Below are 26251 nucleotides of genomic sequence, written 5' to 3'. Positions count from 1 at the left end.
AAAGCGCACTTGTTCGCGCGAACCTGTGCGGAAGTGGCGTTGAAACGTGACATGTTTGCAGGTATCAGGGTTGGGCGAGGTGGTCGGGCAGTCGGCCCTCGTCGAGGTGATCGGCGAGATAGATCATCGCTCCTTCGGGTCTCATCCCGAAGGCTGCCGCGACGAGTTTCGGGTCGATCGTATTGACCAGATCGGCCAGCCGGGTACTGCGCAGCATCTTGGGTGGCAGGCCGCAGGGATCGAGCAGATGACTCATGTAGGCCTCCGACGCCGGTCGCCGGTCGGCTTTGGTACCGCGCGTGACGATCACGTGCGGGTTGTTGGTGCGCTGGGTGTCGCGGTGATCGAGGCTGCGTTGCAGCGCGTTCCAGCTGACCGGGTCCAGCGGCACCGGGTGGGGGCGCGTGCCGAGGCGGATCGAGCGGTCACTGGTGTCGATGTGGTCGACCTGCAGCAGGCGCAGCTCACGGCTGGAGACACCGTGCAATATGGCGAGGAGCCCGAAGAGGGCTTCGTGCGGATGCGCAGCGGGGTCGGCGCTCCAGCGGCGAAATAGGTCGCGCTGTTGCGTGATGGTGAGTGTGCGGCCACGAAATCCCCTGTGCCGCTTGGCTGACATGCCGTGTGTCGGGTCCACGAGCACCACGCGACGATTGCGTGCGAACCGGAAGAACTGGCCCAACACGGTCAGACGTCGCGCTCGGGTGTTGGGCAACTCGGCGAGGAACGCCTCGATATCCGTGACGTCCACGAGTGCCCAATCCTGCTTGCCCCGTTGCGCTTCGAGGAAGTGAGCCAGGTCTCGCACTATCGTCAACGCTGACTCGATGGTGCGGTCGGAGCGGGGGCGGGTGCCTGCACGCCGGGCCCGGTCGCGGTTGTGCAGCATGGATTCGGCGAAGGCCGCGACAGCGACGCGCATCGGACCCGGTGTGGCGTCGATCCGTTTCTGCCGTCGTCCGGCGGCCAGCCGCTGGTCCTGGTCGGTGGCCATCGCCAGGCCGTGCTCGGTGAAGAACGCTTCCAGAGCGCGAGCCAGTGATCCCATCGACCGGCCAGGTCGGCGGGACCGCTCGAGCACGCTCTGCGGGTGGTTGGGGTGTTCGTCTTCGAGGAGTCGAGCCAGCGTGGCGATCATCCTGCAAGCGCGAGCGGGGCAGTGACGGGCGGCCAGATACGCGACGAAATCGCCGAGCCAGCCTGGTGGTTCAGTGAGCGCAGCGGCCAGGGTCTCACCGCGCACGAACGGCCGGTCCGGGTGGCGCTGCCAACATCGCCCGCACATGCCGTGCGCGGCGTGGCGGCGCAGCTCACCGCAGGACACACAGATGCGGGGCGGATACTTTGGTGGGCGGGGCCGCGAGCACGGGCCGCACCACCCCGTCGACTCGCGCAGATAGCCGGGCTTTGCGCAGCGCGGGCATGTCGATTTCGCGGCGGCGAGCGTGGCCCGCTTCTGACATGGCCGGCATACCGTTTCACCGCGGAATTTGATCGGACCGCCGCATTCGCGGCAGCGGCGTGAGCACAGCATGCACCGGTCTGTCTCCGGCAGCACGATCCGGTCCCAGCCGCAGCCCGGGCATCGTGCCTTGGCGGCCTGCGCCCGCAACCGGCGGGTGCAGTGGCAGCAGTGCTCGCGGCCGATGTATCCCACCGGTGCGCCGCAGTCAACGCAGTCTCGTTGTCGTTTCCCCACCAGCCGCACCCCGTTCCGAAACGTTGGGTGGGCCTACATTGGCGGCATTGATCGGCCCCGCGCGGTGGCGGTCTTGGGCTGCGAGGCGACCGGGCGCGGTCGTGCGGCAGGCTGTTCGACTGGGGTGGTGTCGATCTCGAACAGGTCATCCGGGGTGCAGTCAAGCGCGGTGCACAAGGCGATCAGCGTCGAGACCTTGATCTGGCTTGGCTCCTTGGTGAACAGCGCTGACACCGACGCCGCCGACAACTCCAGACCCGCGCGCTCGGACAAAAGCCGCCGCAGTTCGGTGCCGGTCCATACCTCGCGCTGGGCCGCGGCCATCCGCAGCCGCCAACGAATCCTCATGCCGTCCCATCCTCTCCGCTCAGCTCGGCCAGCGTCGAGGTGACCGCGCGTCGGTAGGCGTCCTCGATGAACGTCGCCGACGGCCGCACGTACCGCATGGTCGAGCTCACCGTCCAGTGCCCCAAAAGCTGTTGAATCGCAACCAGATCCACACCACGCTCGTAGTTGTGGGTGGCGCAGGCCCGGCGCAGCGCGTGCGGGCTGAATCGCTCGGTCGCCGGTCGCCCCTCCAGCTCCATCAGATACCGCAGGCGGTTGCGGATCGTGCCCCGATGCAGTGCGCCACCGGACTCGTCGGCGAACAGCACCGGCGAGTTCGGGAACTTCGGCCGCACGTCGGCCAGGAACCACTGCAACAACACATCCAGACCGTCCAGCATCGGCACCCACCGCGGCCGGGGACCGGACATGTGGGCGGCCTTGCCGAACCGCACGTGCAACTTGCCGAACGGTCCACGATCGAAATGCACGTCCGGAATCTCCAGCAGCGCTGACTCTTCCGACCGCAGCCCAGCGTGATACAGGGTCCGAAACATCGCATAGTCCCGCGCGGCCGGCCCGTACTTGCGGGCGGTGGCAATCCGAGTCTTCAGGAACTCGAAGAATGCGCTCACCCGCTCCGGGGTCGGCGGCGCCGCGACTGCCGGCGAGTCGTCGCCCACGTGCCGGGACGCGTTGAACTCATCCACCGGGCACACCAGCCGCGCCCCGAACGCGGCCTCGATCTCGGCAGCCTTGCGGGTCTGCAGGAACCGATGGAACCCCTTGAAGATCTGCACGTACTCCCGCCGCGTCGACGCCGCCCGCCCCGCCATCGCCAGCTCACCGACCACCCGATCGATGTCCTCGCTGGTGACCTCCCACGCCGGACACCCCAGCGCCGTCAAGGTCCGCTCCAACAGCCCGATATCGTTGTCGATCGTCACCGGGCTGAATCCTCGGGCATGCCAGGACGCCACGAATGCATCGACGCATTCACGTTGAAACACAACAGGATCGGCGGCAACAGCCTCGACCGGTGCGGCGCCACCGGGAATCAGCCGCAGACCCTCCACTCCCCGCACACCTTCTTCCCGCCTAACCAGTTAAGGCAACACCTAACATATCGCGATCACGCCTTGACGATCGCTAAGACACGCAGAACAGCCGAAAGCCCAGCTAGCAGGAGAAATCAGCCACAACGAACATGTGCCAGCTCCAGTTGATCGCGATCACGCCTTGACGATCGCTAAGACACGCAGAACAGCCGAAAGCCCAGCTAGCAGGAGAAATCAGCCACAACGAACATGTGCCAGCTCCAGTTCGCTGGGGACAGGTCTTCGGCGAGGCCACCATCGCCTCGGCAATGATCGACCGAATCGTTCACCACGCCGACGTCATCGCCCTCAAAGGAGCGAGCTACCGCATCAAACACACCGCAATCGAGTCTCTGCCCTCCGTAGAAGCCGACCGTCAGGCAGACTCAACCCCGTAAACACCTGCTCACTTTTCAACCGGAGCAGGTTGCTCAGGATTCAACCGGAGCCGACACCGTTCGGCGATACCCAGATCCAGCTCGGCTTGACCGGCGGCCAACCGCTGAGCCGCCGCGGCCTTCAACGCCGCCAGACCCGGCTCATCGTGGGCCGAACCGAGGTGCTCGATCGAGCGCGACCCTCGCCGCGAGGACCACACGATCTGCACGGCCGTCGCCCCAGAGGAAGTCCGTACCGTGCGCACATACGCCACGCAGGCACCTTACGACCCCACCGCTAGTGCACAAATCCGCACCAGGATCTCACCGAATGACCAGGTCACAGACCTACAGAGTCACCGAACCCGCACCAGTGATAAAAGTCAGGTGGCAACCAGACCCTCACCGCCGCCGAACCCCGACCCCCGCGATCTCGCTGAAATCCTCGCGCCGAAATCCTCGCCAAGATCCACGGGCTACGTGCGCACTAGTTTGATAACGGTCGGACCCAACTGAGGTCGAAGGAACGTCAAAGTCTTCGGACGGCGTATCGAGTTCGCTCAGAGCCGCCGATGATCAGATCGGCAAAAGATCCTTCCACGATTTCGGAGCATCCCCCCCTAGGGGATTGACGATCTTCTGCAGCTGTCCATCCGGCGCGAGATACTGTCCGGTCCGCGTGTCGTAAGACGCCGTAGCCATCGATGGCCCCCCGGCGGGGAAGCTGCCGGTAAAGGAACTCGGCGCGACGGGTGTCGGCGGGTTCGACGACTCTGGGGCAGCCGGCGCGGGTGAAGGAACCGGCAGGGCGGCGCCCGCTTGTTTGGGTGGGTACCCTACCGCCCCCGGCACAGGACCTTCCGCCGGCGGCTGAGCAGGCGGCGGAGCGCCCGGCGGCGTCCCGGCAGGGCTTGCGCCGGGCGGTAGTGGCGTACCCTCGATGGGCGCGTAAATTCGCTCTTGGAAATCGACCCGGTCATCGGGTGGTACCCCGTTTTTGACCAGATTCGGGTCAAATGGGTACGGCCCCGTCAGGTGTTCGCGAATGGACGTCGGCGTGAAACCCTTTGGATCGTTACACAACTCGACTGTGGGAGCTCGTTTTCCAGGGTGCCCCATACACGGATAGTTCCGCGCTCCCCGAACAAGGATCGGCGAATCCTGCGGTAGCTTGCAGTACAAATTATCCGGTGTGTCGACAACCGTCTCGTCCTCGGGCGCTCTCCACTGCGAAGGCGGCAAGAATCCCACGGTGCACGGATTCGGGTCGGAGACCGTCAGCGCGAAGTCGCCAGACGGTAGGCCGGTGGGATTGTTTTTCGGTAGACCAAACGCCTGTTGGGCGGAAACCACGCCGGGGACCAACACCAACAGTTGCTCGATGGACGGATTGTAGGTCACCAGAATCTGTCCCACCGTGGTGAGATTCGCAAGCAGTATGGGTAATGTCGGCTTGATTTGATCCAACAATCCAGTGACCTCGTCTGCGAAGCCAGGCCCACGCTGCAGCAATGACCTTATGTCGGGATCGTTCTCGACCAATTGTTGTGATATTCCGGAGAGACTGCGCGCCCACCTGCGTATCGCGTCGGCAGTTTCAGCTTGAGAGTCAAGGAGTGGCTGGCTGTCGTCGACCAATGTTCGTGTCTGGTCAGACACCGCGTTGCCAACTTCCGAAAGCTTCGAGCCCGAATCCAGCAGCGAGCCCAACTCTGGCCCTGCTCCATTGAAGGCAGCGAATGTCTCATCGAGAAGGTCAGGAATTCTTTCCTTTGGCAGGCTGTCAATCAATGCACTGAGTTGGTCAAGCATCGGTCCGACCTGCTGTGGGATCGTGGTATCGGATACTGGAATTCGCGAACCGTCCCGCAGATAAGGCCCCGTATCCGTCCTGGGTCTGAGGTCGACGTACTGTTCGCCGACTGCGGACACACTGCGGACCTCAGCTTGGAGATCAGCGGGGATTTTGGTCGAGGAACTCAACGACAGCGTCGCTTCCGCGCCACTGGGCGTCAACCGCACTGCCGTGACTTTACCCACTTGAACCCCGCGGTAGGTCACATTGCTGAACCGATACAAGCCACCTGTGGCCGGCAATTCCAGAGTCACCGTCGATCGGCCGATACCCAACAAGGTGGGAACTCGCATGTAAACGAAAGCCATCACGAAGACACCGACTATCGAGGCAACCGAAAAGATGATCAATTGCGTTCGAATGAATCGGGTGAGCATCACCGACCTCCGTTCGACGATGGAAGACCGGCCTGTGGAGTAATCGGCGGCGGCGCGGTCGCAGGATCGTGCGGCTGGTAAGGGCCAGCGAAGATCTGCGTCCCGGTGATCGGTTGTGACTGCGGCAACCACGGCGCCGCCGGTGGTGGGGGAACCACAGGGAGTAACGGACCACTCACTGAAGGCATTCCCTGCCCGGGTGCGCTGTTGGGCGCAGGTGGCGGCGCCTCTGACGGCGGAGGTGACACGCCGATTTTGAGTGGATCGTAGCTGTAATTGAGATAATACGGATCACCCGGCGCCGGAATGAGTTTCGCGTTTTCGTCGCCCCATCTAGTTCCGAGCAGCAGCGTCTTCTTCAGGCGGGGATAAGTCAGGTCGAAGACCGCATAGAGATTGATGTAGTCACCGCGCGTGATGTTGTCGGCGAACGCGGGACCATAGGGAAACGCCGTCGCCCAGAGCAAAGCGAGATTTAGGTCTGGTCCGATGTCTGCGAGAGCGCCGAGTATAGGACCGAGATTCGTTAGGTTCTTGACTAAATCGTCACCCGCATCGTTCACGAGAGTGTTTGTGGTGTCGCTGAACTGTCCGAGCTTGTTCAACATGGTGGTCAGCGTGGGACGCTCTTTTATCAAGACGTCAAGGGCCGGAGGGATCTCCTTGAGCGCTCGATCTATGACATCTCGCTGTCCGGCGAATGTGTTGGCCACCCGCCTCAGTTGCTGCATCGCGTCGACGATGTTGTCGCGTTGCGCGTCTAGAACATCGACGAAGTTGTTCAATCGGTTCAAGAGCTCCCGGAATTGCGGTTCACGCCCCGACAAAGCGGTGTTGAAATTATGGATGACGTCCCCGATTTGCCCGAGCCCACCACCGTTGACGACTGTCGACAATGAGGACAGCGTGCGTTCGGTGGACGGGTATGTCGATGAGGCGCTGAGCGGAATCGTTGCGCCGGGCTGCAGGCGACCCGCAGGCTCTTCACCCAGGGGCGGGTTGAGGGCGAGGTGCATTGACCCCAAGAGACTGGTTTGGCCTATCGTGGCAACTGCGTTTGCGGGGACCAAGACCTCAGGCTTGAGCGAGACCTGAACCTCGGCGTGCCAGTCTCGAACGGTCATTTTACCGACGCTACCGACAACAACATCATCGACGAGTACAGGCGAATTGGACTCCAGAGTGGCAACATTCGCGATCTCGACGTTGTACGTCACCGCGTCCGAACCACGTCCGACGGCTCCTGGCAGGGGTAGTGAATTAACACCACCGAAGCTGCAGCCGGCCAAGAGGAGTGACGCACAACCAAACACGAAGAGGCGGCGGACAGAATGTAAACGGCTCATGGCGCCGGGTTTCCTTCCGCCGGCAGCAGCGGTGGGTTAGGAGCAAGAGGTGTCGGTGTCGACACCGGCGTCGGTGGCAACAGCAAACCTTCGACCGTCTGCGGTGCAGGAGGAATATTGGACAGCACATTCGGCGGCGCGGGAAGCGGAGCCCCGGGAAACAGGGGAGGCGAGGGCGTCGCGGGCCCGTCACCACCGGGTCGATAAATACCTGGCGGACCGGCGGGTGCGCCCCAACCGGGTGGCGGCGGAATGTCCCCGGCGCCGGTGTAAGCCGACACCGCTGGCGGAGGCTCCGGCGGATTACCCGGACCGGCTCCGCCCGGTGCCAATTTAGGGTCGGTGAAGATTGCTTTCTGCGGGTTCACGGCCGGGCGCAGGTACGGGTTGATCGGAAATGGCAGCCCGTTGAAATTCAACAATCGCAGTGCCGGCCCAAGATACTGAGCGCATAGTTTCGCCGTCTCGGGAGCGGTGGTGTTCGCAACGCCACCGATCATTCCGCAAATGAACCATACAGGGTTCGAGAAGTTCGACACCGAGAAGGCGCCGCTGACTGAACCACCGTTTGGGTAATAGATGTTGTTGTAGTTCCCGATCGCATTCGGAACGATATGCAGCACGTTTTCGAAGGCAAGTCGGTTGTCGACGAGGATTTGCGTGAGGTTGGCCAGGTGTTGGATCTGCTCAGAGGCTTGGTCCCGGCTGCCAGCAACGAAACGCTGCACCTCGCCCACCGCGGTCGAGAGCTCGGACAGGGCTGCGTCCAGGTCAGATCTGCTGTCATTGACGACGCTGGTAAGGCTCGCGAGGCGATCCTCGAAGAGAACTATCTGTTCCTTACTGTCTTTCAAAGCAGACACAAAGGTCTGAAGGTTTTTGATTATGTCTGCGATATTGCCGCTGCCCTCGGCGAAAATCCTTGCTGCCCCAGACATTTGCGCGATCGTTTGGCGCAGCTTGTCGCCGTTGCCGTCCATGGCATTTGCGGCGCTATCGACGAACCTCGAAATCGAGGTGCCGGAGACACCCGCCTTGGGTCCCAGAGCCGTCGCCAGCCGCGTCAGTTCTGTCTTCACTTCGTCCCACTCGACCGGAACCGCCGTGCGCTCCCGCGGTATTACATCGCCGTCACGCATCTTCGCTCCCGAACCTGCACGATAGGCCGGGGTGAGCTGAACGTATCTGGCCGCAACGAGGTTCTGAGCAACGATCACGGCTTTGGCCTCGGCTGGAATCGGCACATCTCTGCCGACCTTGAGGGTCATCGTCGTTTGGGTGCCCTCGGGTTCGATCGAGTCAATGGTCCCGACCTTGACGCCGGAGACCCGCACGTCGTCGCCGGCATAGATCGCTGTGGCCGTGGGAAAGTTAACTCTTATCGTGATCGGCCCGAAATACTTCTGCCGCACAAGAAATGCCGCACCCAGAACGACAAGCAGGCACAGAAAAGTCGCCGTGATGGCAACCAGACGCTTACGGGTTGCCATCATCGGGAAGATCTCCTGGCTGAGGGATGCCGTTGACGGGGAATGGAATCTCGGCGCGTGGACCGGCGGTGTCCGGCGGCTGTCCTGCATTGACGCCTCGGCGGAACCCGAACGCGTAGTCGAGGAACGGCTGGAGAATCTGGGCCGGCGAAATATTCGGTATCAGCGCGTTGTAGTAAGCGCCATTGGCCACGATCTCACCCTGCGTCAGGTAGTACTTGGCTGCGCCAGGAAGCATTTTGGCGAGGTTATCCCTGTTCTTCTCCAGCATTGCCGTCACTGTGTTGAGGTGCTTCAGGGCCGGGGCCAACTTGGCTTCGTTATCACCGACCACCCCGGTCAGTTGCTTGGATACTGCTGAGATACTCGATAAAAGCCGCGTGATCGCGAATCGACGATCGTTCAAGACGGCCACGAAATCGTTGGCGTTCAACAGCAGCGAGTTTATCTTCTGGCTTCGCTCGGAGAAGATCTGCGTGACATCGCCGGCCGTTCTCAATAGCTCCGCCAGTGACTCATTGCGACTGTTCAGTGAACGAGACAGGCGAGACAGGCCGTCGAAGGTCGGTCCCAACTGCGGGGCTATTTGGTCAAGAGTCGCCGACAGCGTATCCAGCGACTGGTTGAGCAAGTCTGTATTCGTGTCAGCGGTGTTGGCGGTCAGCTCGCTGACCGCGTCGGTCAGTGAATATGGTGATGAAGTGCGAGAAGTGGGTATTGCCGACTGAGGGTCCAACGCACCACTGCCCTCCGACTCCAACGCCAAGACGCGCTCGCCGAGCAGCGTGCCGGTGCGGATGTGAGCAGCAGTGGTGGAGCCCAGAGCATATCTGGCGTCGACAGTGAAGCCAACCAGCGCATCACCATTGGCCAGTTCTATGGACGACACGCTACCGACCTTGATCCCCGACAGTGTCACGTCGTTACCGACGGCGAGACCGCCTGCCTCGGTGAACAGCGCATGGTAGCGAATGGCTGTTGCCCACTGCAGCAGGCGCTCCGGCTGGAGTCCAACGGCGATGACAAGGACTAAGAGGATCACACCAATGGTGCCGGTTCGGACGAGCCGTGATCCGCGATACTTGAGCATTTACTTGTCCACACACCTTCCTGTCTCTTGCTTGATCCAGGGGAACACCACGGTGCGTCCTTCAAGATCGCTCGCCCGGAACGTGATACCGCACAGGTAGTAAGGGAAGAAGGCCCCGTAGGAGCCGACTCGGGCAAGCTTGCGGTAGATGAAGGGCAGACGTTGAATCGTGGCGTCAAGCCTCGCGAGATCCGTGTCTACCAGCGGAGCGAGTCTGTTCAATTGGTCTATCGTGCCGGCAAGTGGCGCTCGACTACGGCCGAGTAAGTCCGCCAAGGAGGCCGTGCCCTTGTCCAGCGCGTCGACGGCGGTTCCGATCGGATCTTTGTCCGCCGCGAGTCCGTTCACAAGTTGTTCAAGCCGATCGATGCTTCCTGAGAATTCTTCGCCGTCTTTCGACAGCGTCTGTAGGACAGCCCGCATGTCTTCGATCAACGACTCGATGACTGCCGAGTTGTCCGCAAGAGTGCTGGTCAGTGATGAAGTCTTCGAGAAAAGAGAATCGAGTGTGCCGCCCTGTCCCTGGAGGATCTGCACCAACGATGCGCTCAGGGCGTTCACGTCTTGCGGATTCAGCCCTCTTATGACGGGCTTGAGACCCCCGAGCAACAGGTCGAGGTCAAGGGCGGGCGCTGTTCGCGTCAGAGGTATCTGAGAACCGCTCGGGAGAATGCGTGTTGAGTCTGGACTGTCTACGAGCTCCAGATAGCGGTCGCCGACGAGATTGAGGTACCGGACCGCCGCTTTCGTCCCGGTTGTCAACAGCGTACTGCGCTCCGTATCGAAGGTGACCAGCACATTACGGTCCGACAGCAGGGATACGTCCCGCACCGTGCCTACCCGGATACCTGCAATCCTCACGGTATCTCCGGACTCCAGGCGGGACGCATCCTTGAATACCGCCGAATACTGATTCGTGGCACCGGTCCTGGCGTCGCTGAACACCAAGAACAGGAAGGTTGTCAAGAGGGCCATGACGATCGCGAAGATCCCGAACTTGATGAGCGTACCTGCCGATCTCGTCATCCCGGCATCCCAACCTGTGCGGTGTTGCGTGGCGGTCCGTCAAGCGGGCCGAACAACCAATTCTTGAGCCCCTCTGAATTCAGCAGAATGCCGCCATTCCCGTACTGGGTCGGATTGGTACCGATGTCGCTGATGATGAGCGGAGTAACGAATTCGGGTGGCACCTCGGGTAAACCCAGTTCCTGACAATAATCCCTGCCACCCGTGCTTGCGGCAACTTTCGGCAAGTCCCCGGGGTAGCGGTATCTTTCCACCCCGAGCGTGATGCCGGACGAGGTGATGATACCCGCGAATTGCGGGTTGGACTTGGCGAAGGGGATTAGCCCACCAAGGCCGCACCACAACGACTTTCGGTAGCGGCTCACAAGATCGGTGGTAGGGAGAAGTACGTGGAGGGTGTCCGTCAGCGCTTTGCGGTTACCCCCGATCACGTCGTTGCCCGATTGAGCGAGTCCGGTGACACTGAGCAACATACGGTCCAGATTTCGCTGCTGGTCGACGATTGTGTTGCCGAAATCTGTTGTGCTTTGCAGAATTTGCAGCAGGTCCGGCGACGCGTCAGCATATGCGGTGAAGGCAGGTACCGCGGTTTGGATCTCGTGCGCGAGGGTTGGCAGACTCGGCTCCAGTTTTGCGAGTAGTGCGTTGAGGTCAACGGCGGTCTGGCCCAGCTTCTCACCTCGGCCGTCAAAAGCCTTGGCGATTGCGCCGAGCGTCTCATTGAGTTTGGCTGGATCGACGGCGTCGAGGACGTTCACCAATTGCTGGAAGACGGTGTTGATCTCAACGGTGACCTGCTCGCCCTGCAATACCTGATGCCCTCGAAGGGTCTCCGGCGACGGATCCTCAGGAGCATCAAGTTGGACGAACTTGGCGCCGAACACCGTGGACGAGGTGATCTCGACCCCCACGTTGGCTGGGATCAGGTGCATCTGCGAGGGGTCAATACCGAGTTTCAGGGCGGCCGTGCCATCTGGGCGGTACTCGATCGACTCCACAGTGCCGACCTGGACGCCGCGCATCTTGACCTTGGCGTCGGGGTTCATCACCAGTCCGGCACGGTTGGAGATCACGGTGACGGGAACGGTTTCGGTGAACTTGCCGGCGAACAGTCCGATCGACAGCGCGAGGATCGCGATCACTACGACGACCAGTCCGAGCCCCGCCAGGGGTCGAGTGTAGTTCTTGTTCAACTCGTCTCCCCTAGCCTGACAGGTTGAAATTGCCGTTGGAGCCGTAGATCGCCAGCGACACAAGCAGCGTCACCGAGACCACGACAACCAGAGAGGTACGGACCGCGTTGCCCACCGCCGCGCCCACACCCGAGGGACCGCCGGAGGCGAAATAGCCGAAATACGTGTGCACCAACAGGATCGCGATGGCCATCAACACCGCCTGCAGGAAGGACCACAACAGGTCGATCGGGTTGAGGAAGGTGTCGAAGTAGTGGTCGTACAGCCCGCCGGACTGCCCGAACAACACCACTGTGGTGAACTGCGACGCAAGGAACGACAGGATCACCGCGATCGAGTACAGCGGCGTGATCGCCACCATCCCGGCCACGATCCGGGTGGAGACCAGATACTCCACGGGTCGGATACCCATCGACTCGAGCGCGTCGATCTCCTCGTTGATCCGCATCGCGCCCAACTGCGCGGTCACCCCAGCGCCGAAAGTCGCGGCCAGCCCGATGCCGGCCACCACCGGCGCGGCGATACGCACGTTGATGAACGCCGCCAGAAAGCCCGTCAGCGCCTCGATGCCGATGTCGCCCAACGACGAGTAGCCCTGAATCGCCAGCGTGCCGCCGGCAGCCAGAGTCAGGAACCCGACGATCACCACCGTGCCGCCGATCATCGCCAGCGTGCCAGCGCCCATGGAGATCTCGGCGATCAGTCGGATGATCTCCTTGCGGAAGTGCACCGCCGCGTGCGGCACCCCGGCCAGCGACCGGCCGTAGAACAGGGTGTGATCACCGATGCGCGACAGCCACGCCACCGGTCGGCCAGCACTGCGGATCACCCGCGGAAACCGCGCCCGAACAAGCGCAGAAGTACCCATGGCCGCTATCCCGTCGTCATCCGGATGCCGATGGCCGTGACCACCACGTTGATGACGAACAGCGCCATGAAGGCGTACACCACGGTCTCGTTGACCGCATTGCCCACCGCCTTGGCGCCGCCGCCGGTGATGGTCAACCCGCGATAGCAGGCCACCAGCCCCGCGATCAGACCGAACAACGCGGCCTTGACACACGAGATGATGACCTCGGGCACCCCGGTCAGCAGCGTGATGCCGGCGGCGAACGCACCCGGGTTGACGTCCTGGACGAAGATCGAGAAGAAGTAGCCGCCCAGGATGCCGATGATCACCACCAGGCTGTTGAGCAGCAGTGCCACCAGACCGGAGGCCAGCATCCGCGGCGTGACCAGACGCTGCACCGGGTTGATGCCCAGCACCTCCATCGCGTCGATCTCCTCACGGATGGTGCGCGACCCGAGATCGGCGCACATCGCGGTCGCCCCCGCCCCGGCCACGATCAGCACCGTCACCAACGGACCCACCTGGGTCACCGCGCCGAACGCCGCACCCGCGCCGGACAGGTCCGCCGCCCCCAACTCCCGCAGCAGGATGTTCAGGGTGAAGCTCACCAGCACCGTGAACGGAATGGCCACCAGCAACGTCGGCGCCATCGACACCTTCGCGACGAACCATGACTGCTCCAGGAACTCGCGCCACTGGAACGGCCGCCGGAACACGAATCGCACGGCGTCCAATGCCATCGAGAAGAACCCGCCGACGGCCTGCATCGCGCCCGACAACCCGTTCGGCAACGCGATCCCGGTCGACCAGCGTTCGGGCCCCTTGACAGCCATCAACGGGGTCCTCCTGATCCCTCTAAGATCGTCACCGCCGACACCGCCGTCGGCCCGCCGATGTTGTGCGCCAGCGCGATTCGAGCACCGTCCACCTGGTTGACGGCCTCCCCCCGCAATTGTTGAAACAACTCGACGCACTGTGTCACACCTGTGGCGCCCGGCGGGTGACCTTTGGCTTTTAAACCTCCGCTGGGGTTGACGGGCAGCGAACCGCCCACGCTCGTCACCTCGGCCTCGAGAAGCTTGTAGCCGCCCAGCGGCTCAGCGAACCCGAGGTCCTCATAGCTCATCAGCTCGATCCCGGTGAGGAAGTCGTGCACCTCGGCGACTTCGACGTCGACCGGGGACATGCCCGCCATCGTAAACGCCTGCTTGGCCGCGCGTGTGGTCGCGGGGAACGTCGTCATGTCGGGCTTGTGCTGATGCAGCACCGAATCCAGCCCCAGCCCCACGCCCCGAATCCAGACCGGCCTGTTGGTGAATCGATCAACGACGTCCTCGGCAGCGATCACCAACGCCGCGGCGCCGTCGCTCTGGGGCGCGCAGTCGTACAACCGGAACGGGGTCACCAACGTCGGTGCGTTCAGGGCCTGCTCCATCGTGATCTCGAAGCGCAGTCGCGCTTTAGGGTTGTTCACACCATGGCGGTGGTTCTTGACCGCCACCATGGCTAAGTGTTCTTCAGTTGCCGGGGATTCGTGGAGATATCGGCGAACATGCAGAGCGAATCCTGCGGGTGCCACCAGACCGAGCGGGTAATCCCAGGCCATGTCGCGTGCCATGGCCTCCCACTCCCAGAGCATGTCCGCCGATGTGGTGTCGCGCAGCTTGTCCGCCCCCATCACCAGCGCGACGTCGAATGCCCCTGAGGCGACGCCGAACAGCGCGTTGCGGATGGCATCATGTCCGGTCGCACAGGAGTTCTCGACGCGGCTCACCGGGAGCTCAGGCAGGCCGAGGGTGTCTGCCAGGATGCCCGAAGGGAAGCCGTCCGCGGTGCCCATCGCACCGAACCATGCCGCCTGTAGATCGGTCTTGATGAGCCCCTTGTCGACGCTGCCCGCGCACTCGGCGAACGCCATCGGCAACAGGTCCTTGATGCCGAGCGCGAAATGCTCGGCGAACGAGGTCATCCCCGCCCCTACGATCGCGACCCTCCTCATGCCTCGACCCTCATGCCGCCACCCGCTCCGGCTCGAACGCATAGCCGTAGTCCGGAACACCGGACCGCACCGCCACGCGGCGCAGCGCCAGCCGTCCGCGGTCCCCGATGTCCACCGTGCCCGGCGCGCCCCGGTGACTTTCACCAACGCCCGCACCCCGACCTCGTCGAGCTCGACGATGACCAACGAATACGGGGTCCGCAGTCCCGGCACCGGAATGTGCACGGTGGTCTCGGTGTAGACGGTCCCGGTCCGTGGCAGCGGGACCAGTTCGTAGCCGGTGGCCAGGGCGCCGTCGTCGCCCACCCGGTAGCGAGGCGGGAAGTCCAGCTCGCCGGAGTCGCCGAAGCTCCCTGCCTCCCAACGGACCTTGGCCTCGAACGCGCGCTCATAAGCCGCGAGCGAGATCGGGATGTCGACGTCGCCGACGAAGCTGCCGTCGGGCAGGGGCTGCGAGGCCGGTTTTCTGCGCTGAATCCGAGCGGTGCCGCCGCCGACGCTGATGCCCGACAGAATGGCCTGTTCGACGGCCACCAGCGGACCGCTGACGCCGCGCTCGGTGAGGCCGGCGAGGGCGAACAGACTCGAGCTGGCACCCGCGGTCGGCAGCACGGGGGGATCGCCCAGGCACAGGTCGAGTGCGCGCTGATGGTCGACACCGGCGACCGCGACCGAAGTGTCGAGCCACGCCGCCGCCAGCGATGCGACCAGGCCGCGTTCGTGCAACAGCCGCGGGTCGCCGTAGTCGTGCACGTCGCCCGTCGCGTTGCGGGTACGCACCGGAAGGCTGTGTGCCACGCGCGCGGCGGTGCGCACCCGAAGGCCGCGTTCGGAGGTCACGATCGCAGCCGCCCCCGCGGGTTCGAGGTCGGCGCCGATGATCAACGTGCGCGGACGTGCGGAGCTCAACGCATCGACGGTCGCAGGCGCTCCGCCGAGACGCTCGTCGACCTCGAGTTCGGGGTCGAGCCCGAGGCCCGCGAGCAACACCGCCGCGTTGCTGCTCTCCAGCAGCGGCAGGTCGCGGCTGACCAGCACCACCCGCTCCACGCCTCCAGCGCCCGCGAGCGCGGCACGGCCCGCTTCGACGGCCATCGTCACGGCGTCCTCGTCATCGCCGGCAACCCGGTGCAGGGGCGAACCCCAGCACGGCAGGTACGTGCCGACGGATGCGACGTAGGGCATGAAGGTCTCTCCAGGTGGGTGTGGGCGGCGGCGGTCAGGTGACGGCGCCGGCCGTCTTGAGCTCGATGATGCGGTCCCAATCCAATCCGAGTTCGAGCAGGATCTCGTCGGTCTGCTCGGCGAAGCCGGGCGCCGGTCCTGAGGTCGGTGCGGCGACGTCGAACTGTACCGGGTTGGCGACGAGCTCGAGTTCGCCTGCCTGCACCAGGTATTCGTTGGCCCGGACCTGGGCGTCCTCAGCCGCCTGCAGCGTGTCCTGCACCGGTGCCCACGGCCCGGCCAGGGTGGCGAAGCGCTCGCTCCACTCGACCAGCGGACGCTTCTTCATGGCCTCGCTGAGGATTTCGGTGGCGGCCTCGGTGTTCTCGGCGATCGACTCGGCGGTCGCGAAGCGCGGATCGTCGGCCAGATCCTCGAGATCCATGTGCCGGCACACGTCGGCCCAGAATTTGGTGGGCTGCATCATCACGAAGGAGATGTAGCGGTCGTCGGCGGTGGCGTACAGACCGACGAGCGGGTTGATCGGTGAGCCGTGCACCCCGGGCGGGAACGCCGCCATGCGCTGTCCGAGGTGCTTGGTCAACGCGACGGTGTGGCCCATCGACCACAGCCCGCTGCCGAGCAGGGAGACGTCGACGACCGACGGTTCACCGGTGCGCTCGCGCTTGAGCAGCGCCGCGGCGATGCCGCCTGCGAGGTTGGTGCCGGAGATGGTGTCGCCGTAGGCGGGCCCGGGCGGGCCGACCATGCCGGGGGTACCGGGTGGGGTGATCGTTGCCGCGGTGCCTGCCCGGCACCAGAACGCGGTCATGTCGTAGCCGCCCTTGACCGACTCCGCGCCGCGCGGACCCAGCGCACTGCCCCTGGCGTACACGATCGACGGGTTGACGGCGCGGATGTCGTCGACGTCGATGCCGAACTTCTGCCGATGGCCGGGCAGGAAGCTGGTCAGGAAGACGTCGGCTCGTTTGGCCAGCTCCAGCAGGACTTCTCGACCCTCGGGCACCGACATGTCCAGCCCGATGCTGCGCTTGAGCCGGTTGGCGTGCTCGATGTTCGGGTTCGGATCGCCCTCGACGCGCAGCAGCCCGGTCTGGCGCAGTCCGCGCTGCGGGTCACCGGTGACGGCGTGCTCCACCTTGACGACGTCGGCGCCCCACTCGGCGAGCACCGCGCCCGCGGACGGGACGAAACCGTACATCGCGACCTCGAGGACGCGGATTCCATCAAGAGGCTTGCTCATCTGATCAACTCACCACCGTCGCGTAGGTCTTGGCCTCCAGGAACTCCTCGAGCCCGGCCTTGCCCATCTCCCGGCCGATGCCCGACTGCTTGAACCCGCCGAACGGGCTGTCGGGGCTGAAGTAGTTGCCGCCGTTGATGGAGAACGTGCCGGTACGGAAGCGCCGGGCCACCGCGAGCGCGCGGTCCTGGCTGCCGAACACGGCGCCCGAGAGGCCGTAGATCGAATTGTTGGCGATGCGCACGGCGTCGTCGTCGTCCGTGTACGAGATGACCGCCAGCACCGGGCCGAAGACCTCCTCCTGCGCGATCTCGCTGTCGGGGTCGACGTCGGCCAGCAGTGTCGGGCTATAGAAGTAGCCGGGGTCCACCTTCTCTCCCCCGGTCACGAGCGTGGCGCCGGCTTCGACGGCGCGCTTGACCATGCCGTCGACCTTGTCGCGCTGCTTGGCGCTGATCAGTGGGCCCATGTAGGTGGACGGGTCGGCCGGATTCCCGAACCGCACCAAGCCGAAGTTGTTCTTGACGAGCTCGACGATCTCGTCCTTGTGTTGCTCGGGCACCAGAAGGCGGGACGTCAGCGCGCAGCCCTGCCCGGCGTGGGTGACCATGCTGAACGCGGAGAACAGCGCGGCGGTGCCGAAGTCGGCATCGTCGAGGACGATCGCGGCTGACTTGCCGCCGAGCTCGAGGAACACCTTCTTCAGCGTGTCGCTGGCGGCGGCCATGATCGCCCGGCCGGTCGGTGTGGACCCGGTGAACGTGACCATGTCGACGCCGGGGCTGGTGGTCAGCGCGGCCCCGACGGCCGGGTCGGCGCCGGCGAGCACGTTGACGACGCCGGCCGGGATGTCGGTGTGTTCGGCGATCAGTTCACCGAGCGCCAGCGTGATCAGCGGAGTGTCGGGCGCGGACTTGAGCACGACGGTGCAGCCGGCGGCCAGTGCGGGCGCCAGCTTCGCCAGCGCCAGTTGGTTGGGGTAGTTGTAGGCGATGATCGCCGCGACGACGCCCGCCGCTTCCTTCTCGACCCAGCGGTGGTGCAGCATGCCCCGGCTGGTGATGTTTCCGAGGTCCTCGGTCAGCGGGTAGGTCTTCAGCAGGTCGGCGTAGTAGGCCACGATGTCGATCGGCTGATCGAGCTGGGCTCCCTGGCACAGCGACTCGGTTGCGCCGACCTCGGCGATCGTCAGCGCCGCCAGCTCGTCGCGATGTGAGATCAGGGCCTGGTGCAACTGCTCGAGGCAGTGGATGCGGAACTCGGTGTTGGTCGACCAATCGCCGGCGTCGAAGGCCCTGCGCGCGGCGGCGACCGCGGCCTCGGCATCGGCCACGGTGGCGTCGGGGGCGTGGCCGATCACCTCACCGGTGGCCGGGTTGAGCGAAGGAAACATCCGCTCGGTCTCGACCAGGCGTCCATCGATCAAGAGTCGGCGCGTGGGCCGGCCCGGCTCGGCGGCGGCGCTGCCGGCGTCGTCCGAGATCGTGGCTGTTTCCTGCATCGTCCTCCTCAGGAGAGCTGCTTCGTCAGAGCGGTGATGTGGGCCGATGTGATGGAAACTGCATTCTCATCACCGGCGAATCATACATTCGCAGGATGAGAACTCAAGAAATCGACGCGAACCGCGGCTGCCAGCGGTGAACGGTGCAACAATAGGCCTCCGAATGTCTCACCAGTGCGAACAGATGCTCAATCATGTCTTGCGATGGAGCGCCTTGCGAGAGTACGGTTCTCATAATCGGAAGGATGATTCTTGATGGCTGAGTGCTGCGCGTGAAGAACGGTGTTGTCACCGGAGGCGGTTCGGGTATCGGGGCCGCCATTGCGGAACGCCTGCTGGCCGACGGCTTGCAGGTCGCCACGATCGACCTGAACCCGGGCGAGGCTGAGTTCTCCTACACCGCCGACGTGACCGACCGGGCTGCCGTCGACGCAGCGCTGTCGGAGATCCGGGCGGAACTGGGGCCGGTCACGGTGCTGGTGAACGCCGCCGGTCTGGACCGCTTCAAACGCTTCACCGAGTTGTCGTTCGAGGATTGGCAGAAGGTCATCGACGTCAACCTCAACGGCGTCTTCCACTGCACACAGGCCGTGCTGCCGGACATGATCGAGGCGGGCTGGGGCCGCATCATCAACATCTCGTCGTCGAGCACGCACTCCGGCCAACCCCTCATGGCGCCCTACGTCGCCGCCAAGTCGGCGGTCAACGGCCTGACCAAGTCCCTGGCGCTGGAGTGCGGCCCGAACGGGATCACCGTCAACGCCGTCCCACCCGGCTTCATCGACACCCCGATGCTGCGCAAAGCGGAGAAGCGCGGGTTCCTCGGTGATACGCGGAAGCAGATCGAGGCCACCCCCGTGCGGCGGATGGGCCGCCCCGAGGACATCGCGGCCGCGTGCGCATTCTTCATCTCGGAGGAGGCCGGCTACATCACCGGTCAGATCCTCGGCGTCAACGGCGGCCGGAACACCTAGGAAGGACATCCATATATGGGACGCGTTGAAGGAAAAGTCGCCTTCATCACCGGGGCAGCGCGAGGTCAGGGGCGCAGCCACGCCGTACGCCTCGCCGAGGAGGGCGCCGACATCATCGCCGTCGACCTGTGCGAGAACTTCGACACCATCGGGTACCCGATGGCCACTCCCGAAGACCTCGACGAGACGGCGGCTTTCGTCGAGAAGACCGGGCAGCGCATCGTCACGGCCAAGGCGGATGTGCGGGACGCCGCGCAACTGAAGAAGGCGCTCGAGGACGGCATCGCCCAGCTCGGCGGCCCGGACATCGTCGTCGCGCAGGCGGGCATCGCGGGCATGAAGGGCAATCCGCCCATGCAGGCCTGGACCGACGTGATCAACACCAACCTGATCGGAACGATCAACGCCATCCAGGTCGCGCTGCCCCACCTCAAGGAGGGTGCCTCGATCGTCGCCACCGGTTCGACCGCGGCACTGATGGACGCGCACAGCAAGCCGAACCCGGGCAACGACCCGGGAGGCATGGCCTACATGACGTCCAAACGGCTGCTCTCCCAATACGTTCACGACCTCGCGACCGAGCTGGCGGTGCGGGGCATCCGCGCCAACGTGGTGCATCCGACGAACTGCAACACCGACATGCTGCAGAGCCCGCCGATGTACAAATCCTTCCGGCCCGATCTGGAGAACCCGACCCGCGCCGACGCCGAACCGGTTTTCGGCGTGCAACAGGCGATGAAGGTCAACTTCATCGAACCGGAGGACATCAGCAACGCCATTCTCTGGCTGGTGTCCGATGAGGCCCGCTACGTCACCGGCATGCAGCTGCGCGTCGACGCGGGCGGCTATCTGAAGTGGTACGACTACCACGCCTAGGGAGAAACTCATGAAGGTTTGGGTTGACTCCGATCGGTGTCAGGGGCACACGCTGTGCTCGATGATCGCCCCGGATTCCTTTGAGCTCAGCGACATCGACGGGACCGCTTCACCGGTCAACGAGATCGTCCCGGCGGATCAGCAGGACGCGGTCCGCGAGGCGGCGCAATCCTGTCCGGAACAAGCCATCTCGATCGAGGAATGACGACTTCGGTCGCTGTCAGGAATTGTCCAAGTGCAGGGAGACTAGTGCCTTGAGTGTCGACGACGTCGTGAACGGCACCGCCGACGACAGCCGCAAGCAGAACACCTATCACTTCGACCGGCACACGCCGGAGTACCGGCTGCAGTTCGAGAAGATCACCGAAGAGATGCAGACGAAGTGCCCGATGGCGTGGACGGACACGTACGGCGGCCACTGGGTGGCCGCCGACAGCAGGCATGTCTTCGAGTTGGCACGCTGCCCCGCGGTGTCCAACCACCATGACATCAGCGGTGAAACCCCCTTCCAGGGGATCACCATTCCGAAGGCCAGCCGCGCCACCGTCGTACGCGGCGGCATCCTCGAGATGGACGAACCCGAGCACAGCACCTACCGCGGCGCGCTGAATCCCTACCTGTCGCCGGCGGCGATCAAGCGGTGGGAGCCGTTCGTCGACGAGATCGCCCGCGCCGCACTCGACGAGCACATCGAGTCGGGCAGCATCGACTTCGTCGAACACCTGGCCAACGTGGTGCCCGCGGTGTTCACCCTGGCGATGATGGGCATCGAGCTCAAGAAGTGGAACGTCTACAGCGAGCCCACCCACGCCTCGGTCTACACGCCTGAGCACGCTCCCGAGCGGGAGAAGATCAACGAGCAGCACCGCGAGATGGGCCTCGATCTCATCACCAACATGATGGAGATCCGCGAGAATCCCCGGCCGGGTCTGGTGAATGCGTTGCTGCAGTTGCGGATCGACGGCGAGCCCGCGCCCGACATGGAGATCCTGGGCAACCTGGGGTTGATCATCGGCGGCGGCTTCGACACCACCACCGCACTCACCGCGCACGCGCTGGAATGGCTCGGCGAGGACCCCGACGAGCGCGAGCGCCTCAGCCGGGAACGCGCCACGCTGCTGGATCCCGCCACCGAGGAGTTCCTGCGGTTCTTCACCCCGGCTCCCGGTGACGGACGGACGTTCGCCGACGACGTCGAGGTCGAGGGTCAGCACTTCAAGAAGTACGAGCGGCTGTGGCTGTCCTGGGCGATGGCCAACCGCGACCCCTCGGTGTTCGACAAGCCGAACGAGGTTGTCCTGGACCGGAAGGGCAACCGGCACTTCAGCTTCGGCATCGGAGTGCACCGCTGCGTGGGTTCGAACGTCGCCCGCACCGTGTTCAAGTCGATGTTGACCGCGGTGCTCGACCGGATGCCCGACTACGTGTGCGATCCCGAGGGAACCGTGCACTACGACAGCATCGGCGTCATCCAGGGCATGCGCAACCTTCCCGCCACGTTCACGCCGAGCAAGCCGCTGGGGCCCGGGCTCGACGAGACGCTCGAGAAGCTCCAGCGAATCTGCGACGAGCAGGAGCTCGCGCGCCCGATCACCGAGCGCAAGGAAGCCGCCGTCATCGATTAAGGGGCCGATCCGGCCCACGGTTCGCGGCGAGGTGGTTCGATGAGCACTGGTCGGTAGTCAAAGAAGGGCAGCAGAGGGTCATGAAGCTCAGCAAGATCGGGGCCGGGACGGCCGCGCTCATGGCGGCAGCGACGCTGCTTGCGCCGCAGTCGTCGGCTGCAATGCAGTTGGGCAACTATGACCTGCAGACCAACCGCTACTCGGATGCTTCGTGGCTGTGGTTCGTCGCGGCGTGCATCCCGGAGAAGTCGACCGACTGCGTCCAGATCGGGGCGCGGCCGCGCCTGCAGCGTTACGCCTACTACGGCGGCAAGGCCTTTCTGGGGCCCGACAACCGCTACACCTTGACTGTCGATGTACCCGACGGCCTACTGTGCCCCGGTCAGCGCTTACCGACCCGCGAAACCTATTCCTGGGACGCGACCACCCTCGTCGGAACCATCGACTCGGTGTACAACGTGGGCTGCTTCAATGGCCCGCCCGGACACCAGTTCTGGACGTTCAAACTGCAGCGCCTGTGATTTTCGGTGTAGTTGGTCACGCTGACGTTGACCAGCGACACCCGAATCCCTAGCGGCGGGGCAGCCCGAGCACCTGCTGGGCGATGATGTTGCGCTGGATCTCCGAGGTGCCACCGGCGATCGTGCCGCCGAAGCTGCGGGCGTAGCGCTCGAACCAGCTGGCGAAGTAGTGGTCGAGGTTCATGTGCTCGTACGGTCCCGAGGTCGCGGGATGGACCAGGCCGTCGGGTCCCGCAGCTTGCAGCGCATTGTGCAGTGCACGCTGCTCGGCCTCGGCGCCGAACAGTTTGGGGATCGACACCGACGCGACGTCGACCTCGCCGCGCGCTGCCTTCGCCAGCCCGACCGAACCCAGCAGGCGCAGCGCCTGATAGTCCATGATGGTGCTCGCCAACTCGTCGCGCTCGAGGGCGTTCTTCGGGCGAAAGTCGGCGACGCAGTTGGCGATTCGATCGGCGAAGCCGAGCCACATCATGGTGCGCTCGTGGCCGAGTGACCCGTTGGCCACCCCCCAGCCGCCGTTGAGCGGGCCGACGAGGTTCTCGGCGGGCACCCGCACGTCGGTGAAGAACACCTCGTTGAAGTCCAGGTTGTCGATTCCGGTCATGTCGGGGAAGGGGCGGCACACCACGCCCTCGAGATCGGTCGGGATCAGCAGCACGCTGATGCCCTTGTGTTTGGGCGCATCCAAGTCGGTGCGCACGAACGTCAGCAGGAAGTCGGCGTCGTGGGCACCGGACGTCCACACCTTCTGGCCGTTGACCACGAAGTAGTCCCCGTCGCGTACCGCGCGGGTGCGCAGCGACGCGAGGTCCGAACCCGCGCTCGGCTCGCTCATGCCCAGTGACGCGGTGCGCTCCCCCTTGAGCACCGGAACCGCCCACTGCTGCTTCTGCTCGTCGGTGCCGAACGTCAGCAGCGATGCCGCAATGATGTTGACGCCCTGCGGGTTGAAGCTGTGATAGATCCGGCGCCGGCACAGTTCCTCGGCGTGTACGAAGGTCTGCAGCACAGAGGCGTTGCGCCCACCGAACTCGGGCGGCTGCGCGGGCAGCAGCCAGCCGTTGTCGAACAGCTTGCGCTGCCAGTCGCGCGCCCACTGCGGCATGTGCGACACCGAGCGTGGACGCTCCAGTGTCTGGGCCGCTGAGGGGGTGTGCTCGTCGAGGAAGGCGGAGAACTCGGCGCGGAACTCCTCGACGTCGCTGTCAAAGGTCAGTTGCATCAAATTCCTCCGCGATCATCGCGCGATGCTCGGCGGCCCCGCCCAGCATCAGCTCGCCTGCCTTGGCCCGCTTGAGCGCGAACTGCACATCGTTCTCCCACGTGAAGCCCATCGCGCCGAACATCTGGAGACCGTGACGGAACACCAGCGCCTGACACTCCCCCGCCGCGGCCTTGGCCATGGCGGCCGCGAGGCGCCGACGCGGGTCATCCGCGGCGATGGTGAGCGCCGCGAAGTACGACAGTGCGCGGGCCCGCTCGATGGCGATGAACATGTCGGTGGCCTTGTGCTGGATCGCCTGGAACGTGCCGATCGCGACGCCGAACTGCTGACGGCTCTTGGCATGCTCGAGCGCCAGGTCGAGAATGCGCTGGCACGCCCCGACCATGGTGATCGCCATGCCCATCAGCGCGACGTGGCGGGCGCGCTCGGTGTCCACCGGCAGGCGTTCGGTGTCGGCCAGGTGCACGCCGGCGAACGACACCTCTGCGACGTGCAGTACCGGGTCGAACACGTCGACGCGCCGGGTGGTGATGGCCGGATTGTCGACGGAGTCGGTCTGCCGATCCACGCAGAAGACACCGGCGGGTGTCACGACGGCCATGCGCTCCGCACGGTCTCCGTCGAGCACGAAGCGGTCGGTGCCGGTCAGCACCCAGCCCTCGGCGTCCCGGACGGCGGTCACCCCGCTGTAGACGGCGGCCCCGGCCCAGAGCGGGTCGAAACGCTCACCCACCAGAGGTGCGTACTGGGTCAGGGTGGCCAGCAGCGGCGTCGGATCGGTGGCCCGTCCGAGCTCCTCGAGGACGATCGCCAACTCGACGGCGTTCTCCTGATCCGTGAGCTCGGTCCATCCCGCCTCGACGTAGCTGTTCCACAGCGGCGCCGGGTCGACGCCGTTCTCCGCGATGTCGCGGATCAGCGAGGCCGGGCATTGCTTGGACACCGCGTCGCGCACGGTCTCCTGCCACAGCCGCTGATCCGCATCGAACTCGAGTAGCACCCGTACGCCTCCTCTGACCGGCTGTGATGCGAGAATAGCATTCTCGCATCCGGTGTCGTCATTCTCATGATGGGGGTATTCGTTTTCACAATCGAGAAGCTGAGCGACCGATCAGCAGCGGGGTCTACCAGGGAAGACGTTAAGCACTCTGCTGGAGAACAGAATTCTTGCTTTAGAAGAACAACGATCTACACTGGAGACGTCCACGGCCGCGCACTCGGCCGTGCGGAGATCGAAGGATGGACGCCGAGTGAAGGACAACCCCTTGTGAAGGAACTCAGTGACGGGGTGAAGGTCCCGGTCATCGACACCAGCGTGCACATCTTCACCCAGTCCAACAAGGACCTGCGTCAGAACTTCATGCGCGAGCCGTTCCGCAGCCGCGGCTTCCCGGACTACGAGATGGACTGGTACGGCGCCCCTGGCGGCGAATATGCGAAGGGCACCGAGGGACCGGATCGGCAATACCCGGGATCCGACCCGGCGGTGGCGGCCCAGCACCTCTTCGTCGACCGCGGCGTCGACGTCGCGATCCTGCACCCGATGACCCGCGGCATCATGCCCGACCGGCACCTCGGCACCGCGATCGCCGCCGCTCACAACGAGATGATGGTGACCCGCTGGCTGGAGCACGCCGAGTTCGGCGACAGGTTCCGCGGCACCATCCGGGTCAACCCCGACGACGTAACAGGCGCATTGCGCGAGATCGACAAGTACAAGGACCATCCCCGCGTCGTTCAGTTGGGTGTGCCCCTGCAGTCTCGTGAGCTCTACGGCAAGCCCCAGTTCTGGCCGCTGTGGGAGGCCGCGGTGGAGGCGGACCTCCCCGTCGCCGTGCACTTCGAGGTCGGGTCCGGCGTGATGCTGCCGCCCACACCGAACGGGCTGACCCGCACCTACGAGCAGTTCGTCGGCTTCACGGCGATGAACTTCCTGTACCACCTGATGAACATGATCGCGGAGGGGGTATTCGAGAGGATGCCCTCGCTGAGGTTCGTCTGGGCCGACGGCGCCGCGGACCTGCTGACACCGTTCATGTGGCGCATGGACTGCTTCGGCAGGCCGCACCTCGAGCAGACGCCGTGGGCGCCGAAGATGCCCAGTGACTACCTGCCCGGCCACGTCTTCTTCGTGCAGGGCAGCCTCGACGGACCTGGGGACGTCGACTTCGCCGGTGAGTGGGCCGGCTTCACCGGCAAGGACGACATGGTGATGTACGGCTCGAGCTATCCGCACTGGCAGCTCAACGAGCTGTCGGTGCCCAGCGCGTACAGCGCCGAGCAGCGCGACAAGTTGTGCTGGCGAAATGCCGCAGAGCTGTACGGGATCCAAAGCCCGGTCATTGCGTCCGCCGCTGGGGCACAGTAGAGGG

At 64.5% G+C, this 26251-nt stretch carries 22 protein-coding genes and 3 pseudogenes; 7 read left to right on the top strand and 18 right to left on the bottom strand.

What is annotated here, in order from left to right; all coding sequences use genetic code 11:
• Positions 1-64 precede the first annotated feature (64 nt).
• The 3 genes from H7I57_RS21425 to H7I57_RS21415 all read right to left on the bottom strand — a co-directional run bounded on the left by H7I57_RS21425 (position 65) and on the right by H7I57_RS21415 (position 3111).
• Entirely contained in the window at positions 65-1243 is a 1179-nt protein-coding gene (locus H7I57_RS21425) for a tyrosine-type recombinase/integrase (RefSeq protein ID WP_264025884.1), read from the bottom strand.
• Between the two features lie 489 nt (positions 1244-1732).
• A complete protein-coding gene (locus H7I57_RS21420; RefSeq protein WP_011777793.1) occupies positions 1733-2047 on the bottom strand; it encodes a helix-turn-helix domain-containing protein in 315 nt (104 codons plus the stop codon).
• Entirely contained in the window at positions 2044-3111 is a 1068-nt protein-coding gene (locus tag H7I57_RS21415; protein WP_011777792.1) for a tyrosine-type recombinase/integrase, read from the bottom strand. The genes H7I57_RS21420 and H7I57_RS21415 overlap by 4 nt, the downstream gene beginning before the upstream one ends.
• Positions 3112-3350: 239 nt before the next feature.
• On the opposite strand from H7I57_RS21415, the pseudogene H7I57_RS21410 reads away from it, so the two are divergent.
• Positions 3351-3521, top strand: a pseudogene (locus H7I57_RS21410) (ATP-binding protein); the annotation flags it as partial.
• Between the two features lie 62 nt (positions 3522-3583).
• Here the strand turns inward: H7I57_RS21410 and H7I57_RS21405 are convergent.
• The 13 genes and pseudogenes from H7I57_RS21405 to H7I57_RS21345 all read right to left on the bottom strand — a co-directional run.
• A pseudogene (locus tag H7I57_RS21405) lies at positions 3584-3775 on the bottom strand (IS1634 family transposase); the annotation flags it as partial.
• A gap of 301 nt (positions 3776-4076) precedes the next feature.
• Positions 4077-5732: an MCE family protein gene (locus tag H7I57_RS21400; protein ID WP_264025882.1), complete on the bottom strand. Its 1656-nt coding sequence runs from the start codon at positions 5730-5732 to the stop codon at positions 4077-4079.
• On the bottom strand, positions 5732-7078 hold the full coding sequence (locus H7I57_RS21395) for an MCE family protein (protein ID WP_264025881.1): 1347 nt from the start codon (positions 7076-7078) through the stop codon (positions 5732-5734). The genes H7I57_RS21400 and H7I57_RS21395 overlap by 1 nt, the downstream gene beginning before the upstream one ends.
• Positions 7075-8571: an MCE family protein gene (locus H7I57_RS21390; protein ID WP_264025879.1), complete on the bottom strand. Its 1497-nt coding sequence runs from the start codon at positions 8569-8571 to the stop codon at positions 7075-7077. The genes H7I57_RS21395 and H7I57_RS21390 overlap by 4 nt, the downstream gene beginning before the upstream one ends.
• The gene (locus H7I57_RS21385) at positions 8555-9658 is read right to left on the bottom strand and encodes an MCE family protein (RefSeq protein ID WP_264025877.1); all 1104 of its coding nucleotides are present in this window, start codon (positions 9656-9658) and stop codon (positions 8555-8557) included. The genes H7I57_RS21390 and H7I57_RS21385 overlap by 17 nt, the downstream gene beginning before the upstream one ends.
• Entirely contained in the window at positions 9659-10684 is a 1026-nt protein-coding gene (locus H7I57_RS21380) for an MCE family protein (protein WP_264025876.1), read from the bottom strand.
• On the bottom strand, positions 10681-11877 hold the full coding sequence (locus tag H7I57_RS21375; protein WP_264025874.1) for an MCE family protein: 1197 nt from the start codon (positions 11875-11877) through the stop codon (positions 10681-10683). Before H7I57_RS21375 ends, H7I57_RS21380 begins: the two co-directional genes overlap by 4 nt.
• 10 nt (positions 11878-11887) lie before the next feature.
• On the bottom strand, positions 11888-12745 hold the full coding sequence (locus H7I57_RS21370) for an MlaE family ABC transporter permease (protein WP_264025873.1): 858 nt from the start codon (positions 12743-12745) through the stop codon (positions 11888-11890).
• Positions 12746-12750: 5 nt separating this feature from the next.
• On the bottom strand, positions 12751-13560 hold the full coding sequence (locus H7I57_RS21365) for an MlaE family ABC transporter permease (protein WP_264025872.1): 810 nt from the start codon (positions 13558-13560) through the stop codon (positions 12751-12753).
• Positions 13560-14726 carry a thiolase C-terminal domain-containing protein gene (locus tag H7I57_RS21360; RefSeq protein WP_264025870.1) on the bottom strand — a complete coding sequence of 389 codons (1167 nt, stop codon included), beginning with the start codon at positions 14724-14726 and terminating at the stop codon, positions 13560-13562. The genes H7I57_RS21365 and H7I57_RS21360 overlap by 1 nt, the downstream gene beginning before the upstream one ends.
• A 10-nt stretch (positions 14727-14736) precedes the next feature.
• Positions 14737-15911, bottom strand: a pseudogene (locus H7I57_RS21355) (Zn-ribbon domain-containing OB-fold protein).
• Between the two features lie 34 nt (positions 15912-15945).
• Positions 15946-17154 (bottom strand): CaiB/BaiF CoA transferase family protein, encoded by a 1209-nt coding sequence (locus H7I57_RS21350; RefSeq protein ID WP_264025869.1) that lies wholly within the window; start codon positions 17152-17154, stop codon positions 15946-15948.
• Between the two features lie 4 nt (positions 17155-17158).
• Positions 17159-18655: an aldehyde dehydrogenase family protein gene (locus H7I57_RS21345; RefSeq protein ID WP_264025868.1), complete on the bottom strand. Its 1497-nt coding sequence runs from the start codon at positions 18653-18655 to the stop codon at positions 17159-17161.
• Positions 18656-18927: 272 nt separating this feature from the next.
• On the opposite strand from H7I57_RS21345, the gene H7I57_RS21340 reads away from it, so the two are divergent.
• The 5 genes from H7I57_RS21340 (at position 18928) to H7I57_RS21320 (ending at position 22651) form a co-directional block, all read left to right on the top strand.
• A complete protein-coding gene (locus H7I57_RS21340; RefSeq protein WP_264025867.1) occupies positions 18928-19629 on the top strand; it encodes an SDR family NAD(P)-dependent oxidoreductase in 702 nt (233 codons plus the stop codon).
• Between the two features lie 15 nt (positions 19630-19644).
• The gene (locus H7I57_RS21335) at positions 19645-20505 is read left to right on the top strand and encodes a mycofactocin-coupled SDR family oxidoreductase (RefSeq protein ID WP_264025865.1); all 861 of its coding nucleotides are present in this window, start codon (positions 19645-19647) and stop codon (positions 20503-20505) included.
• Positions 20506-20515: 10 nt separating this feature from the next.
• On the top strand, positions 20516-20710 hold the full coding sequence (locus H7I57_RS21330; RefSeq protein ID WP_264025864.1) for a ferredoxin: 195 nt from the start codon (positions 20516-20518) through the stop codon (positions 20708-20710).
• 49 nt (positions 20711-20759) lie between these two features.
• Positions 20760-22130, top strand: a complete 1371-nt coding sequence (locus H7I57_RS21325; protein WP_264025863.1) for a cytochrome P450 — start codon at positions 20760-20762, stop codon at positions 22128-22130.
• Between the two features lie 80 nt (positions 22131-22210).
• Positions 22211-22651, top strand: coding sequence for a hypothetical protein (locus tag H7I57_RS21320; protein WP_264025862.1), 441 nt, complete (start codon positions 22211-22213; stop codon positions 22649-22651).
• A gap of 49 nt (positions 22652-22700) precedes the next feature.
• On the opposite strand, the gene H7I57_RS21315 is transcribed toward H7I57_RS21320, so the two are convergent.
• Both H7I57_RS21315 and H7I57_RS21310 read right to left on the bottom strand, forming a co-directional pair.
• A complete protein-coding gene (locus tag H7I57_RS21315) occupies positions 22701-23876 on the bottom strand; it encodes an acyl-CoA dehydrogenase family protein (protein ID WP_264025861.1) in 1176 nt (391 codons plus the stop codon).
• Positions 23860-24879: an acyl-CoA dehydrogenase family protein gene (locus H7I57_RS21310; protein ID WP_264025860.1), complete on the bottom strand. Its 1020-nt coding sequence runs from the start codon at positions 24877-24879 to the stop codon at positions 23860-23862. Before H7I57_RS21310 ends, H7I57_RS21315 begins: the two co-directional genes overlap by 17 nt.
• Before the next feature lie 267 nt (positions 24880-25146).
• Between H7I57_RS21310 and H7I57_RS21305 the strand changes: the two genes are divergently transcribed.
• Positions 25147-26247, top strand: coding sequence for an amidohydrolase family protein (locus H7I57_RS21305; protein WP_264025859.1), 1101 nt, complete (start codon positions 25147-25149; stop codon positions 26245-26247).
• The last annotated feature ends 4 nt before the right edge of the window (positions 26248-26251 follow it).

The sequence above is a fragment of the Mycolicibacterium pyrenivorans genome (assembly GCF_025821625.1).
GTDB lineage: Bacteria > Actinomycetota > Actinomycetes > Mycobacteriales > Mycobacteriaceae > Mycobacterium > Mycobacterium pyrenivorans.
This window is presented reverse-complemented; position numbering and strand designations above follow the sequence as displayed.